The sequence below is a fragment of the Shewanella sp. Scap07 genome (genome assembly GCF_013394145.1).
Taxonomy (GTDB): Bacteria; Pseudomonadota; Gammaproteobacteria; order Enterobacterales; family Shewanellaceae; genus Shewanella; species Shewanella waksmanii.
Genome location: NZ_CP041329.1, coordinates 4,352,259 through 4,367,267, shown reverse-complemented (window position 1 = coordinate 4,367,267; position 15,009 = coordinate 4,352,259). Strand labels below are relative to the sequence as shown.

The window sequence follows — 15,009 nt, the reverse complement described above, 5'->3', positions numbered from 1 at the left end:
AAATTAGCCGATTACGATTAGGACACTTTTACAAAAACAACAGAGTTAATTAGGCTGGCTAGTTTTTAGCAAATAGAGACTCAAGCCATGCCGCGTATTGCCCTAAATCACCTGTTAGTCGCTGCTGCGTTAACCACGTTAAGCGGTGCAGCCATGTCAGCCCCGCAAGTTGGCATCATGCTAGGCTCTGATTCGGGTATTAACGTTAAGTTTGATGATATAAAAATTGGTGTCGGACTTGATGATGTGTCATTAACGGCAGACAAACTGTTCAATTTTGCTAATACCCAGCATTTTTATTATGGCTTCGGCGGTAAGCTCGACAACCTCAGTGGTGATAAAGATACCAAGCTTGCTGTTAGGGCGGTATTTGGGGCCCACACCGCCGTCGAACAGTTCCGGTTTTTTATTGAAGCCCAGCCCAGTGTTTACTTAATCGATAACGTCAGTGTTGAGCTAGAAGCAATAGCGGGGGTCCGTTACCAGTTCTAGCCCATGACTATTGGGTAATAGATTAGTTGGGTTGGCAGATAAAGTGCACGTAACGTCCCAGTGGAATGTAAGTAGGTTGAGTTGAATAGGTCAGCTCCATTGCCAGTAGTTGCTCAAAAGTCGCGTTCTCGGGCTGATGACTTTTAAGGTAATCACATATTACTCGCACACCGGATTGATAAATGATGCTCATATTCCAGTTAGTTACCCAATCACGCACCTCATCGATGTAAACCGGATGCGTAGGGGTTAAGCCCACCTTTTTCTTCACTTTTAGCCCAGCGTTAACGTAATCAAAGTTACCAGATACGAGGTTAAAGAAACGCATGGCTTCTTTGTTATAAAACATCAAAGACAGGAGTCCATCGTCTTTAAGCATGCTTGGCAGTTGGCTAAGGGTCGTTTGCGCATCAGCTAGCCATTCGGTGACGGCATGGCAAAGAATCAAATCAAATTTGCCATGCTCGCCGGCAGACAAAGCCTGAATTGGACCGTGAACTAAACGAATATCAAGCTGCTGGCCGCTCTGTTGTTGATGCTGCTCGATTTGCTCTTTGGCTATATCGAGCATTTTTTGTGAAATATCACATAGCACGACATGATGACCCAGTTTAGCGAGTTTCTGGCTAAATGGGCCAAATCCGCCGCCAGCGTCTAAAATGCGTAATGGTTGTTTACCGTTGCCTAGCTGTTGCAGTGCCCATTTAAGATCGCGCCATACAACGGTTTCCCGTACTTGACCTTTTGCTGAGCCATAGATGTTATTGGCAAACTTGTGTGCCAACGCGTCGAAATTTTTGTCTTGCAACTGTGTACTCCACCCGCAGGGCTATTAATTCTTACGGGGTTATTTTGCCATACAACTCATGCTAATCAGTATAAAGATGAGGTCGCTCGGCAAAAATTTAGTGATACTGAGATAGGCAACCGGTTTTGCTACGTTTAAGCGGGTTACTGTTGAAACTGAGCCACTAAAGCGGATCATTTGGGTGCGTTTGGGCTGCTTACTTTTGGCATGAATAGCTCAAGCAGGCAGCAAGCATGTTTTCAGGTGTCGGCCTTGAAGATATTAACCAACAGCGCGTTGAGTCAATCTGCCGCTGATACTGGCCGCGATAGAGTGAGTGCCTTGTGGTTGGCAGTGCCTTGCTATGCAAGCGTTGAATTTAGCTTTCAATGGAATTTTTGGGTATACTCGCGCTCTTAAAATTTTCAGTGGTGTTTTTTTAAAAGGTCCAATACGCGTGGAAAGTAAAATATCGGTAGATTTAAAGGCGATGCCGTCACTGTTTTCGCTTTATCGTAAGATCTTTTTAGGTCGTAAACCTGGTTGGGATCAACAGGCTTTACCTCATATCGAAGTCAATTGCCCCAATGTCGGTTTAAGCGCTGACAAAGTTGCGCAGTATGCGCAAGTGTGCGGTTTTGAGTTTGATGGCCAAAAACTACCATTGACCTATTTATATGTGATGGCTTTTCGTCTGCATGCGGTGATCTTTACCCACAAAGCCATTACGTTCCCGCTGCTGGGGATGATTCACCTTAAAAACAGCATTACCCAATATCGCAGTTTGTCGGTTGATGAATCGTTCAATCTTGATTGTGCGCTTACCAGCAGCCAACAAACAGACGCTGGACTCGAGTTTACCTTAGTCTCTAAAGCTTACGTGGGCGATGAGCTAGTGTGGGAATCCTTGTCGACTTACTTATATCGTATTGAAAGCGGTGGGCGTCGAGTGCGTCCACCTAAAGCTAGCCCAATGGCATGGGAGAATCCAAGTGAGTGGCAACTAAACGATGATTTAGGCCGCCGCTACGCTAAAGCGTCTGGTGACTACAACCTGATTCATCTGCATCCTGTGGTGTCTAAGCGTTTTGGGTTTGATCGTGTCTTGGCCCATGGTATGTGGTCAAAAGCGCGCGTTGTGGCGGCATTAGCGCCACAAATTGCTGACAGACCTTGTACTGTGGATGTGGCCTTTAAATTACCCTTGTTGCTACCTGCTGATGTTAAGTTTGGCTTTGAGTGTGTGCAGGAAGATGACAATGACAGCGTGCGCTTCGAGCTGCGAGATAGCCGCGGCCGCCGACCACACTTAAGCGGTGCGATAAGTTACTTATAAGCCGTCTTGAGATAAAGTCGTCTTTAGATAAAAAAACCGAAGCCAATGCTTCGGTTTTTTATTATTGCACTGAGGTAGGCCGACTAAGGCACGCTGTGGCCCTTGGCTGCCTCCCAAATACTGAACCACTGTTGGCGGTCTAGCTGGATATGTTCGCTGGCTACTGCCATATCAATCCGCTGCTGTTTACCTGAGCCGATAATAGGGTGAGGCTTGCAGGGCAGCGCCAATACCCAGGCATAGACAATTTGGCTAATGTCATCGGTCCCATGTTGCTCAGCAATGTGGCTTAAGCAACTTTGTAATCGTTTAGCTTGAGCAGATTGCCCAGAAAGTAGTTCGCCACCGCCTAAACAGGACCAAGCCATTGGCGGGCAATCAAGTCGCTGCGCCTGATCTAAGGTGCCGTCTTCTAATGTGATCATATTCAGTGGCGATAACTCTACTTGGTTGGTGACCAATTTGCTGTTAAAGCGAGACTGCAGTAATTCAAATTGCGCTGGCGTAAAGTTAGATACACCAAAATTGAGGACTTTGCCCTGTTGCTGTAACTGGGTAAATGCCTGCGCGACTTCATCGGCATTCATCAAAGGATCTGGGCGGTGGATAAGCAGCAGATCAAGGTGATCAGTTTGCAGGGCCTGCAAAGAATGCTCGGCGCTGCTAATGATATGTGCTGCGCTGGTATCGTAGTGATTGACATAACGTTCAGGAGTATGGTCAAAAGCCGGTTTGATACCGCACTTACTGATCAGTTGCATCTTGTCGCGCAGGTGCGGTTTTAGCGCCAATGCTTGACCAAACTGAACCTCGCATTGTTGCTGACCATAAATATCCGCATGATCCATGCTCGTCACACCACGCTCTAGATAGTGTTCGATTAAGCTTAGGGTTTGCTGGGTGGTGTATTGCCAGTCACACAAGCGCCAAAAGCCGGCAATAAAGCGAGACAATTCTAAAGGGGTATCTGACACAGTGGCTCCGAATTTTGCAGGGTAATCGATACAATAACAGGGCCAGAGGCCCCGTTATTGTTAGTTGATTAATCTTTGGTTTGGTAGATATGCACGTCGCGTTGTGGGAACGGAATTGAGATATTTTCCGCATCGAAGCGCATTTTCACTTCACGAGTGATATCCCAATATACATCCCAGTAGTCTTCGGGTTTGGCCCATGGACGCACCACAAAATCAACCGATGACTCACCAAGTAGGTGTAATTTCACCATAGGCTCTGGGTCTTGTAGCACTTTAGGATGTTTTTCAACAATACTGTTGAGTACCCTTTCCGCTTTTTCAATATCGTCACTGTAACCAATACCAAAGGTCATATCGACACGGCGTTGATGTTCCACAGTGATATTGTTGATGGTGTCACCCCAAATCTTATTATTAGGGATGATTAAGCGTTGGTTATCTAAGGTTTTGATCGTCGTTGACACTAGGCTCATATGGCTAACTTTACCGGTGACGCCACCGGCATTAATCAAGTCGCCGACATCGTAGGGACGATAAATCAAAATCATCATGCCTGAGGCGAAGTTAGATAGCGTGTCTTGTAAAGCGAAACCAATAATCACACCGGCGACACCAAAACCTGCGAGTAGTGGCCCGAGTTCAAAGCCGAGCTGCGATAGGGCAATTAATACCCCCAGCGTCATTACTGCTTTGCCAGATAGTGAGATAAAGAAATCCTGCAACAGGTGACTAAAGCGCAGTTTAGAATTGCTGACCGTTTTGCTCACTATACGCTGCACGCCTTTGCCTACTAGGCTGGCGATAAAAATAATCAACACAAAAATAAACAGTTTGAACATGGCACTTGGGCCATTTTCAACAATTTGGTTTTGCGCGGCAGTGGCCCAATCTTCGAGTAAGCTGGTGGCAACATCAAAGTTAAGTACATCTTGGGTAATATCACCGGAGACACTGAATAAGGTTTGTTTCAGTTCGGTGGTGTCTTGGCCTAAACTGTCAAGTAATTCAATTAATGAGCTTAAGGTGGTGTTGCTTAGCCCTAACCGCTCATTGAGTCTTGTAACACGAGCTGTTTGCTCAGCGCTGACATCTTTGCCCGCAGCCGCCGCTTCTTCGACGGCAGATTTAAGCTGATCTTGAGTATATTGCACAAAGCTATTTAAGCTATCTGCGCGCTCTTTGAGTTCTTTAACAAAAGTGGCTTGCTTGCTACTGACATCTACACCTAAAGTCGCCAACCATTGTAATGTATGGTGGGTGGATAAATAGATCTCATCTCGCTCACGCTCTCGCTTAGCCAATGCCAGCATGATATCGGTATCATTGCCTTTACCAAGCTCAGCCACTTTAGTGACCATGTCATTATGAAAGTACAGTAATACTTGATCTAAAAAGTTTAAGTGGCTTTCTAAAAGTGGCACCATTTTTTTCGCATCAGGGTTAGGGCGCTCCATTAACTCTTGTAGCTTGGCCTCTAACTTTCTTACATGCTCTTTAATGCGGTATTCGGTAAAGCCTTTAAATTCACCGCTCGACTTCTTAAGGGTCTCTGCATCTTTAATGATGTTGTTTTGAAGTTGGTTGATCTCAGCGTAGGTGGTTTCGGCGGCCGCCGGATAGGCAATAAGTGTCGCTAAGGTGAGCAACACGATAGCAAGGACGCGATTCATAGGTAATATCCTGTTACGTTTGTAGTTATCTATGATAGTCCTTTGTTTTACTGAATGTAAATTGAGTTCAGCGAAAATAGTGAGTTTCTGGTAAACTAGCGCCCCCATTATTCGGAGCCAGTATTGTGTTGTGTACCCATTGTAGTCAGTCATTTCGTGTCGATACCGTTAACGCCCAACGTGGAAAAGGGTTGAGTGCCGAAGTGCAGTGTCCGCACTGTTTTGCCTGGTTGGGAAAAAGTGTCGCGTTGTCTTATATCAAGATTGCCGGTTTTTACATTGGGGCAATTGCATTGCTGATTGGTTACTTTTATGCAGAGTGGCGAACGGTCACCACCCCGGTGGCGATTTTGTCGACCATGATGCTATTGGTCAGTCACATGATGGACCACCTTAAGGTGATTGAAGCCCCGGAACAGGATGACACCCAGGATGAAGAGCACAGACAAAAATATCGCTAATGATTAGCGATTACCAACAATAAGGATAGGGATATGTTGAGCGGGTTACAGACTTGGTGGGCGCAGCGCAGTGTGCCGCAAAAAACGTTACTGTTATTGGTGGCCATTTTTGTCTTTGTCGTCGGAATGTACTTTGCAGGATATTTGGCCGGTAAACTCATTGGGCCCAAGCTAAACTAAGTCGATAATGGCTGTTATGGTTGTGAATACCAATCCATTACTTGGCGATAATGCTGGCTTGTTTAGCAGAAGTGGTTTGCAGGGATATTTTGCTAAGGAGTTGTCAGTACGGGCTTTGCTTGGTGTGTTTTCACCGGGAGGACGTTGGTAATCATTTGGGCCAACGTCACTCCAAGTGCTAACAAGTTAAGTGATTAGTCGATCACTTGAACTTGAGCTTCTAGTGCTGCTTCTACATAGTAGATACCACCACCAACAGCGATAAAGAACACTGTTGTCCAGAAGATCATTTTGAAGTTCTCGCGAAAAAATTCCTTCATTGTCAGGTTTCCTGTCTTGTTAAAGTGATGAGTAAACTGTCTCGCGTTAGTTTACTTTAGCTAAGTCGATTTTATCAATCCATATTACTGCGCCGAACTTAAGCCAGTCTTAATTGTATCAGGCTGTTAGTGACCAAGCTCATGGTTTTGCACTATTTCAATCGCAATTATGACTTAAACCGTTACATTTTTTTAGCAGTTAAACTCAGTTTTGAACAAAAGAGTCACTTGACTTCAAGGTTGTGATCCCTAAACTTGGTGCCAATTTTGATTTAGAGCACACTTTGATGTTTTCAATGCGGCGGAAAATAACACGAGGAGTAGCAATTTGGCTTAGCGCCCTATTGTTTTGCTTGTCTGTTGCGACATCCGCACACAGTGTTGAGCATCTTGAACATGGTGCGCTCAATGACTGTACGCTTTGTATTCAGAAGCTGCAGCTCAATACTGTTTTACCTTGCTCAGAGCACAGTTTCGAAATTGCTAAGCAGGTCCATATTCCTTTGGTGGAAGTGGTGCAAGAGGTTGATAACCCTCAAAGCCACTACTTCCACAGCCGCGCGCCTCCCCAAATATAGTCGTTCCTTAATTTAACAATAAATTTAATAAATTAACCTTTTGGCTGCGAGCTGAAAGGGACTTAGAGTTATTTGGAGAAAATATGAAAACCCTTACTACCCGTTTATCTTCGGTTGCGGTAGCGTGCGCTATGGTATCTATGTCAGCTTCTGCACAGGATTCGTCACTGACTAATCCAAACATTAGTGCGGTATTAGATGGCTACTATCAGTCGGGTGAACGCCCAATGGCTGAGCGCGTTGAAGGATTTGGTCTTGGTCATACTGAGTTTGCGATGAGTGCCAATATCGATGATATGTTTTACGGTAAAGTCACTGCCATCGTTGAAATGCATGACGGTGATACAGAGTTAGGTTTAGAAGAAGCTTTTATCCAAACTTTGGCGATGCCTGGCGGATTTTCAGTTCGTGCCGGTCGCTTCTTATCTGATGTTGGTTACTTAAACAACCAACATGTCCACACAGATTCTTTCTCAGACAGACCTGCTGCTTACCGCGCTTTCCTTGGCGGTCACTATTTTGATGATGGTGTACGTCTAGACTATGTTGCGCCAACAGACCTATATTGGACTATGGGTGTCGAAGCCTTTAAGGGTGATGACATGCGCGCTGAAGATGAACATGGCGAGCGTGAGTTTGAAAATGTCGGTGTGTATTCTGCCTACACTAAGTTTGGCGGTGATATTGGTGTGAGTAGCTCATGGCAGGTTGGCCTTAGTTATCTACGTAATGAAAATGGCCGTCTAACTGCACATGAAGAAGATGAGCATGAAGAGCATGGCGATGATGACCATGGTCACGACCATAGCCATGCTGCCCGCTATACCGGTGAGAACACCTATATTGCTGATTTTGTCTACAAGTGGGCACCTGACGGCAACTACAAATATCAACACTTCACATTAAGTGGTGAGTACTTCAAGGTCACTGACTTTGCTCCATTAGATGAGCACGATCATGACCATGATGAACATGAAGCCGGTCACGATGATCACGGCCCAGATGACCTAACTGGTTGGTACCTAAGTGGTGTGTATCAGTTCAGCCCTAACTGGTCTGCTGGTCTTCGTTATGGCGAAGTTGATACCCAAGAACTACATGAAGATCATTTCCACGGCCAAAAATTGAAAGAAACCGAGGTGAGTTTGGCGTGGCATCACAGTCACTTTTCGACAGTGCGTCTACAATACACTAACCAGCAAGGGACTAACTTTGAAGGTTTCGAAGATGACAATATCATCACACTTCAATATGTCATGACATTGGGGGCTCACGGTGCGCATCAATACTAAATGGTTACTAGCGGTCATTCCGGCGGCGGCATTGAGTGTAAGCTCAATGGCCCACGCGGGATTGAACGTTTTTGCCTGTGAACCAGAATATGCCGCATTAGCGCAAGAGATTGCGCCAGATGCCAAGGTGTATTCGGCCACAACGGCAATGCAAGACCCCCATCAAGTGCAAGCCAGACCCAGTTTGATCGCCAAAATGCGCCAGGCGGATATCGCCGTGTGCGCCGGAGCCGATTTAGAGATTGGTTGGCTGCCTATGCTGCAAATGAAGTCATCTAACGCTAAGGTGCGCTCGACCGAACAAGGATTGTTTTTTGCCGCTGAGCATGTAGAAACGTTAGATCAGCTCAAAGAAGTGGATCGCTCAATGGGCGATGTTCATGCCAAAGGTAATCCGCATTTGCACTTAGATCCTTATCGTTTGCTCAAGGTAGGCGAAGCGCTGAGTGAGAAAATGGCGCAAGTTGACGCGGATAATGCCCAGCAGTACCGCCAAGCTTATGCTGATTTTGCCCAGCGTTGGCAAGCCAAAATCCCGCAGTGGGAAGCGCAAGCTGCTAAGTTAAAAGGTAAAAAGGTGATTGCGTATCACACTAGTTACCGTTACCTATTTAACTGGCTAGGTATGGAGCAGGTTGGCGACTTGGAACCTAAGCCCGGTTTACCACCGAGCACCAGTCATTTGAGCCAGTTATTATCACGGGCCAATCAAGGTGATATTGCTGCAGTGATTATCACTTCTTACCAAGATGATCGTGGCGCACAATGGCTGGGTGAGCGAGCAAACATTCCCGTGTTGCAGCTACCTATGTCTGTTGGTGGTAATAAGCAAAGCCAAGATCTATTCTCGTTTTATGATAGTGTCATTACAATGATGTTGACGACAATGTCAAAATAAACCTAGCGGCTTAGGTGAGCCTGGCTTGCCTAAGCCCGTTTTGGGATAACATTATGTTTGATTGGGATCTGCTCTCTATTCTATTACCTGCACTTGCTGCAGGTATTTTAGTTATATCTACCCATGTAGTTCTAGGCCGCCAAGTACTCAAACGCGGCATTATCTTTATCGACCTCGCTATTGCGCAGGTTGCTGCTTTAGGGGCGATTTTTGCCCACACGAATCATGATTTAGAGCATCTGCCATACGTTAATTTTTGGATGCCAGCTTTGTTCGCACTGGCCGGTGCTGCCGTGATTGCGTGGCTGTCACAACGTATGCGCGATGAACTTGAGGCGGTGATAGGCTGCTTTTATGTGTTGGCGGCGGTGGCAGCGATGTTATTGCTGGCTAATGATCCCCACGGCGCAGAGATGCTCAAGCAATTGATGTCAGGGCAAATCTTGTGGGTTAGTTGGTCACAATTAGTCATTCCTGCCATAGTGTCGATTGCGGTGTTGTCCTTGGTTGTGCTGCGTCCATCAATCCTAGATGGTATGGGGTTCTATCTGCTGTTTGCCATTGTCATCACTTTGTCAGTCGAGCTTGTTGGGGTGTATTTAGTCTTTAGTACCTTAATTTTGCCTGCCTTAGCGGTCAACAAATACGTTGGTCGTGGCAAGTTGGCCATTGCTTATGGGGTGGGGTTGATTGGTTATATTGCCGGTTTGCTGGCTTCTGCGATATGGGATCTACCTAGTGGTGCGGCGATTGTGGCTACGCTTGCAGTGAGTGCGGTGTCGTTTCGGTTTTTGCTGAAAAGGTCTGATCAGTTAGATTTAGCAGCGAAAAATGCACCAAATTAGCGATAATAGGGTTAATTAACACAAATTAACTGGTGAAGTTGCTGGCGTTGGCTATGATGTCATCCGCATTTCATAGTTAGGCTTTACGCTTAAAGTCAAAGTGTTAGCGATTAACTCAGGCTACAGGTGTAAGTCGTTTTGGCTTGCTGCTATAATACGGCCACCGATTTCACAGGAGTATGTTGTGCTATTAATTCTCAGATCTCTGATCTTAGCTATTATGCTAGTACTGGCATTTGTGTTTGGTTGCTTGTTCTGTTTAATCAGACCACGCCACCGTAATAACGTACATATGTTCGCCAAAATATTTTCATGGGCCGCGCCAGTTTTAGGGATTAAAGTCATTGTTAGACGCCCTAAGCAAGAAACCAAAGAACCGTGTATTTTTCTGGCAAATCATCAAAATAACTTTGATATGTTTACCCATACCGCTGCAGTACCTAAAGGTACGGTGAGTTTAGGTAAGAAGAGCTTAGCTTGGATACCGTTTTTTGGGCAGATGTATTGGTTATCAGGCAATATCTTAATTGACCGTAAGAACCGTAGTCGTGCATTTGAGACAATGGCGAATACTGCGCGGAAAATTAAAGATAAATGTTTGTCTATCTGGATATTTCCAGAGGGAACACGTTCTCGTGGCAAAGGTTTATTGCCCTTTAAGTCCGGTGCTTTTCATACGGCCATAGAAGCGGGTGTGGCGATGGTGCCAGTTTTGGCATCTAACCAAGAACACATTCGCCTTAACCGTTGGAATAACGGTGTGGTCATCATTGAAATGATGGAGCCGATTGAAACTAAAGGCTTAGCTAAGTCACAGGTTAAAGAGCTGTCGACACGTATTCATGGTTTAATGGCCGATAAATTGGCACAATTAAACCAAGAGGCCCAAGCTTTGATGGCCAAACCGGCGGTTTAATTTACACCTTTTTGTGGAGCAAGTATGTCCGTAGCGCATCTGTTGCAACAGCAACAGCAAGAAAATAAAGAGATTGTTGAAGCGGTATTGGCTGATGGGTCAAACCCTGAAGCGGAGTACACCATTGAACATCACTTTTCTTCAGCGAAATTCGATGCCCTTGAGAAAGCGGCTGTTGAGTTGTTTAAACTGGGTTTCGAAGTCAATGACGCCGAAGAGCTGGAACTTGAAGATGGTAAAGTGATTTATTGCTTTGATGCGATTGCTTATCACAACCTTGAAGTGGCTTTACTTGATAAGGCCTGCGAGGAGCTCATCAATCTAGCGGCTAAATTAAAGGTCGATTACGATGGCTGGGGAACTTATTTCATCGATGAAAATGGTGAAGAGTATCGTGAAGATGAAGACGATGATGACGAGCAAAATCAGTTTCATTAATCGTTAAAAAAGCCCCGTAAGGGGCTTTTTTTATGGCTATTTTTGTTGGTATATCATGCAGCAGTTACGGCCAGCTTCTTTGGCATCATATAAAGCTTGGTCAGCCCGAGATAGCCATTCACCACTGTTATTTAAGCTAGTGCTGAGATCGCAAATCCCCATACTGACGGTGATTTTTATAACGGCGCTTTCATAGCGCATTTCCGACTCGGCAATTTTCTCTCTTAAGCGGTTAGCAAAGGTCAGTGCATCTTTAGCTGAAGTGTTGGCCAGTACCACCGAGAACTCCTCACCGCCATAACGTCCAGCACAATCGGTCTCACGCAGCGACTGTTTGAGGATATGGCTGATATGTTGAATTACTTTATCCCCCGCGATATGACCAAAGGTGTCGTTGATACGTTTAAAATGGTCAATATCAAACATCACCAAGCTGGTATCATCTCCGTAACGGCTATGGCGTTCAAATTCTCGCTGCATGCATAGCTGCCAATAACGGCGGTTATGCAATTGAGTTAGGCCATCGGTTTGGCTGAGGTGTTCTAAGCGCTCGTTGGCTGATTTTAATTGCAGTTTATTGATGGCAACGTCGGTGACATCGTAGACAATCATACTGATGTGAGTGATCTGCCCAGTGAGCGATGACAGCGGCAAAAGAGTGACATTTTGGTACATAAAGTCGGCTCGACCAGTAATGGGTCGATAGTTACCAAACTTAAATACGTAGGGTCGTTGCTCCCAACTAATAAAGGCCCGGTTTTTTAATAGAAAAACCGATTCCATTTTCTGTTTAAGCCATTCATCTGGCAGGTAGTCGAACTGTTCAAACAGGTTTTTACCCTTAATTGAATTAGGTGAAACACCGCTGTGGTTTTCCATAAAACCATTCCACAACTGGATATTATAATTACGATCTAACACCACTAAGCCAACCTCAATGGTTTGCACCATATCGATGAGCCAGTGCAGTTCGTTCATTGCGCTTTGATCATGAGCCATGCGGATATCCAGCCTAATCTAACAAGTAACCTAGCTTAAAGTTCAGCGTAGGTAATGAGTCTTCAGTAAATAGTAGCAACAGGTCGCATTGCACATCATGGTCTTCGATTCGGTAGTTGATCTCCATGGCTAAGGTACGCGCCCATTTTTCCGAATTATCATGAATGAGATCGTTCACAGTGCAATGTCTGCCAATCACTACTGGGTGGCTTTGACTAAATTTCATATGCAACTGTTCAGAAATACCACTGAGAAACGCGCCAATCAGCACATTGCCAGTATCTATCATCACTTCAGTTTCAGTATTGGTATCTTCCGGGTTAGCGAGGCCCATGAGTTTAGCCATATCTTGAAATGATGAATCATGAAATAGCAGTAAGGCTTCGCCAGCAACACCAGCGCCGATAAAGCCCTGACATAGCGCTGATACCGTGCCGCTCTCTTCAGTGGCTTTTAACGTCATTGTTAGCTCACTGACTTCCAATACGTTAACGTTAGGGATGGGCAAGAGCACAAAGACATCAAGTAGTTTTGCGAGTAAGTCGGCAGCCCGTCCCATGGCAACATTGGCAACCTCTTGGCAAGCGTCACGAAGATCGACTTCGATCATTGGGCTTTCGTTGCTGTCTTCGCCTAATGCGATGGTTAATATGCCGTACTCTTGGAGGATATTGCTAATGGCATCGGCACTGACTGGTTTTTGGATGAAATCGAGTGCGCCCATTGCTTTGACGCGCTCATGGGCTTTGATTTGAATATCGCCAGACACCACGATTACCAGTGCAGGCAGATCTTCTTTTTGAATCGTTTCAAGTACTTCGTAGCCGTCCATTACCGGCATATTAAGGTCGAGAAACACCACTTCACCTTTACCAGCGCGGATCGCATCAATCCCTTCTGCACCGTTATTGGCAAAGGTAATATCCACGTCCCACTCTTTAGGCAGGGTTCTGGCCATCTGCTTTCTTGCTAGCGCAGAATCATCACAAATTAGCACTGGGATCGACATTTTCTTATCAACATCCTAATTTACCCATATATTGAAGATAACACTTAAATCAACATTTCGTATGTCGATTTGCTGTGATGGGCAAATATTTTATTTGTTTAACTTTACGACCTAATGCCCGTCAATGGCGCATTGAGGCTCCCTTTTTTGTGCTATATGTTGTCGATTTTTATATCGTAAAGTGTATCGATATAGCGTGAACATAATGTTAATCGCCTGACTATCAGATTGAAACCTCTGCACAAATCCTAGAGACGATATTTTGACGTCAGTCAAATTTATTACGCAATGTTATAACTTTTAGCCAATGAAGCCAAATATGTTAACCTCAAAGAGTGGACAGACCAGTTAAAGGGAAAACAATGACGCAAACACTCGTAACCTTAGATATCCATCAGGGCCTAGCCATGGTGGGGCTTAATCGTACTGACAAATACAACGCGCTGAGCTTTGAAATGTTTACTAGCATAGATCAAACGATCAAGCAGATCAGTCAGCGGCGCGATGTGCAGGCGGTGGTGTTATTTGGCCATGGTGACAACTTTTGCTCCGGTCTGGATGTAAAAAGCGTAATGTCATCGGCGATGCAGGCAGTTAAATTGCTATTTAAATGGTTGCCTGGCAACGCCAATCTAGCGCAACGAGTATCCATTGGTTGGCGCCGTTTACCGGTGCCGGTGATTTGTGCGATTGACGGCATCTGTTACGGCGGCGGGATGCAGATTGCGCTGGGATGTGACTACCGTATTGCCAGCCCTGATAGCCAACTATCGGTTATGGAAGCTAAGTGGGGCTTAGTGCCTGATATGGCGGGGCTAGTTGGTTTGCGCGAGCTGGTTGGTAAAGATCAGGCCATGCTGATGACGATGACAGCTGCAATATACTCTGGCAATGAGGCCAAGGCATTAGGCTTAGTGACTCGAGTAGAAGCGGCACCCATTGAAGCGGCCAAGCAACTGGCGACAGAGTTAATGCGTACTTCACCTGATGCCAATGCGGCGATTAAGCACAGTATTAATCGCAATTGGACTAACAGTATCCGCCGTTTATTAAGCCGTGAGTCACGGTTTCAGATTGGTTTACTTGCAGGCAAAAATCGCGTGGTGGCCGCTCAGCGGCAGGGTAAACATCCCGATAAACCCTATAAGCAGCGCCAGTCTTGGTGGTAAGTCTCAGAGTGCGGCCAAGCGATGTGGCTAAAATTTTGGCTTTGTTGGTTTAGCGCTTAAGCTAAAGTCAAAAATGACGTTGTCACAAGGGATTGCTATTATGCAGCTTAATGTTGAATATCAAGGACTTTAGATAATGCAAAATTTGTTTGAACGGTTTTTATGGGGTAGCCGTTTATCCGTAATGTTAGGGGTATTTGCCTGTATTGCTGGCGCGTTTGTGGTGTTTATCATGGGCGTTAAAGATGTGGTGCACATGGTTGAGCTGCTATGGCACTATCTCATGTCAGGCAGTCATGATGTGCGCAATGAGTTAGTGATGGTGGTGGTAGAGATCCTCGATACTTTCCTATTAGGTTCTGTGTTACTGATATTTGCCTTTGGTTTGTATGAGCTGTTTATCAGTAAGCTCAATGCCGCAGAAGAAAGTGAGACCGGCGGTAAAATATTGCAAATTAGCAGCATTGATTCACTTAAGAGCAAATTAGGCAAAGTGATTTTGATGATGTTAATCATCAAAGTGTTCTCCTACTTTACTGAAATGAAGCCAGAGTCGATGCTAGAGTTACTTTATATGGGCATCATTGTGGTGCTGGTAGCATTAGCACTGATGCTCAGTAAAGATAAGCCGAGCTAACGCAC

At 45.3% G+C, this 15,009-nt stretch carries 19 protein-coding genes; 13 read left to right on the top strand and 6 right to left on the bottom strand.

Annotated features, from left to right (window positions below):
• Positions 1 to 87: 87 nt before the first annotated feature.
• Positions 88 to 492, top strand: coding sequence for a hypothetical protein (locus FLM48_RS19240; protein ID WP_179025778.1), 405 nt, complete (start codon positions 88 to 90; stop codon positions 490 to 492).
• Between the two features lie 22 nt (positions 493 to 514).
• Here the strand turns inward: FLM48_RS19240 and FLM48_RS19235 are convergent, their stop codons facing one another.
• On the bottom strand, positions 515 to 1,300 hold the full coding sequence (locus FLM48_RS19235) for a methyltransferase (RefSeq protein ID WP_179025777.1): 786 nt from the start codon (positions 1,298 to 1,300) through the stop codon (positions 515 to 517).
• 252 nt (positions 1,301 to 1,552) lie between these two features.
• On the opposite strand from FLM48_RS19235, the gene FLM48_RS22625 reads away from it, so the two are divergent.
• Both FLM48_RS22625 and FLM48_RS19230 read left to right on the top strand, forming a co-directional pair.
• Positions 1,553 to 1,699, top strand: a complete 147-nt coding sequence (locus FLM48_RS22625; RefSeq protein WP_218645310.1) for a hypothetical protein — start codon at positions 1,553 to 1,555, stop codon at positions 1,697 to 1,699.
• 70 nt (positions 1,700 to 1,769) lie between these two features.
• Positions 1,770 to 2,615, top strand: coding sequence for a MaoC/PaaZ C-terminal domain-containing protein (locus FLM48_RS19230; protein WP_179026438.1), 846 nt, complete (start codon positions 1,770 to 1,772; stop codon positions 2,613 to 2,615).
• Positions 2,616 to 2,698: 83 nt separating this feature from the next.
• Here FLM48_RS19230 and FLM48_RS19225 read toward each other — a convergent pair whose 3' ends face one another.
• Together FLM48_RS19225 and FLM48_RS19220 are read right to left on the bottom strand one after the other, a co-directional pair.
• A complete protein-coding gene (locus FLM48_RS19225; protein ID WP_179025776.1) occupies positions 2,699 to 3,589 on the bottom strand; it encodes an aldo/keto reductase family oxidoreductase in 891 nt (296 codons plus the stop codon).
• A 68-nt stretch (positions 3,590 to 3,657) separates the two neighbouring features.
• The gene (locus FLM48_RS19220; RefSeq protein WP_179025775.1) at positions 3,658 to 5,262 is read right to left on the bottom strand and encodes a mechanosensitive ion channel family protein; all 1,605 of its coding nucleotides are present in this window, start codon (positions 5,260 to 5,262) and stop codon (positions 3,658 to 3,660) included.
• A 125-nt stretch (positions 5,263 to 5,387) separates the two neighbouring features.
• On the opposite strand from FLM48_RS19220, the gene FLM48_RS19215 reads away from it, so the two are divergent.
• Complete coding sequence (locus FLM48_RS19215; RefSeq protein ID WP_179025774.1) at positions 5,388 to 5,723, top strand: hypothetical protein; 336 nt, start codon at positions 5,388 to 5,390, stop codon at positions 5,721 to 5,723.
• 33 nt (positions 5,724 to 5,756) lie between these two features.
• Positions 5,757 to 5,903, top strand: coding sequence for a hypothetical protein (locus FLM48_RS19210; RefSeq protein WP_179025773.1), 147 nt, complete (start codon positions 5,757 to 5,759; stop codon positions 5,901 to 5,903).
• Positions 5,904 to 6,097: 194 nt separating this feature from the next.
• On the opposite strand, the gene FLM48_RS22815 is transcribed toward FLM48_RS19210, so the two are convergent.
• Entirely contained in the window at positions 6,098 to 6,223 is a 126-nt protein-coding gene (locus FLM48_RS22815; RefSeq protein WP_256870983.1) for a hypothetical protein, read from the bottom strand.
• 296 nt (positions 6,224 to 6,519) lie between these two features.
• On the opposite strand from FLM48_RS22815, the gene FLM48_RS19205 reads away from it, so the two are divergent.
• The 6 genes from FLM48_RS19205 to rraB all read left to right on the top strand — a co-directional run bounded on the left by FLM48_RS19205 (position 6,520) and on the right by rraB (position 11,190).
• A complete protein-coding gene (locus FLM48_RS19205) occupies positions 6,520 to 6,801 on the top strand; it encodes an ABC-type zinc uptake system zinc chaperone (RefSeq protein ID WP_179025772.1) in 282 nt (93 codons plus the stop codon).
• Between the two features lie 83 nt (positions 6,802 to 6,884).
• A complete protein-coding gene (locus FLM48_RS19200) occupies positions 6,885 to 8,093 on the top strand; it encodes a membrane protein (RefSeq protein ID WP_028775008.1) in 1,209 nt (402 codons plus the stop codon).
• Entirely contained in the window at positions 8,077 to 8,991 is a 915-nt protein-coding gene (locus tag FLM48_RS19195; RefSeq protein ID WP_179025771.1) for a metal ABC transporter solute-binding protein, Zn/Mn family, read from the top strand. Before FLM48_RS19200 ends, FLM48_RS19195 begins: the two co-directional genes overlap by 17 nt.
• Positions 8,992 to 9,044: 53 nt before the next feature.
• Positions 9,045 to 9,836 (top strand): metal ABC transporter permease, encoded by a 792-nt coding sequence (locus tag FLM48_RS19190; protein ID WP_179025770.1) that lies wholly within the window; start codon positions 9,045 to 9,047, stop codon positions 9,834 to 9,836.
• 184 nt (positions 9,837 to 10,020) lie between these two features.
• Entirely contained in the window at positions 10,021 to 10,752 is a 732-nt protein-coding gene (locus tag FLM48_RS19185) for a 1-acylglycerol-3-phosphate O-acyltransferase (RefSeq protein WP_028775005.1), read from the top strand.
• 24 nt (positions 10,753 to 10,776) lie between these two features.
• Positions 10,777 to 11,190 carry a ribonuclease E inhibitor RraB gene (gene rraB / locus FLM48_RS19180; RefSeq protein ID WP_028775004.1) on the top strand — a complete coding sequence of 138 codons (414 nt, stop codon included), beginning with the start codon at positions 10,777 to 10,779 and terminating at the stop codon, positions 11,188 to 11,190.
• A gap of 36 nt (positions 11,191 to 11,226) precedes the next feature.
• Here the strand turns inward: rraB and FLM48_RS19175 are convergent, their stop codons facing one another.
• Both FLM48_RS19175 and FLM48_RS19170 read right to left on the bottom strand, forming a co-directional pair.
• Complete coding sequence (locus FLM48_RS19175; protein WP_179025769.1) at positions 11,227 to 12,189, bottom strand: sensor domain-containing diguanylate cyclase; 963 nt, start codon at positions 12,187 to 12,189, stop codon at positions 11,227 to 11,229.
• A gap of 13 nt (positions 12,190 to 12,202) precedes the next feature.
• Complete coding sequence (locus tag FLM48_RS19170; protein WP_028775002.1) at positions 12,203 to 13,198, bottom strand: response regulator; 996 nt, start codon at positions 13,196 to 13,198, stop codon at positions 12,203 to 12,205.
• Between the two features lie 362 nt (positions 13,199 to 13,560).
• Between FLM48_RS19170 and FLM48_RS19165 the strand changes: the two genes are divergently transcribed.
• Together FLM48_RS19165 and FLM48_RS19160 are read left to right on the top strand one after the other, a co-directional pair.
• Complete coding sequence (locus FLM48_RS19165; protein ID WP_179025768.1) at positions 13,561 to 14,367, top strand: crotonase/enoyl-CoA hydratase family protein; 807 nt, start codon at positions 13,561 to 13,563, stop codon at positions 14,365 to 14,367.
• Between the two features lie 136 nt (positions 14,368 to 14,503).
• The gene (locus FLM48_RS19160) at positions 14,504 to 15,004 is read left to right on the top strand and encodes a YqhA family protein (RefSeq protein WP_028775000.1); all 501 of its coding nucleotides are present in this window, start codon (positions 14,504 to 14,506) and stop codon (positions 15,002 to 15,004) included.
• The last annotated feature ends 5 nt before the right edge of the window (positions 15,005 to 15,009 follow it).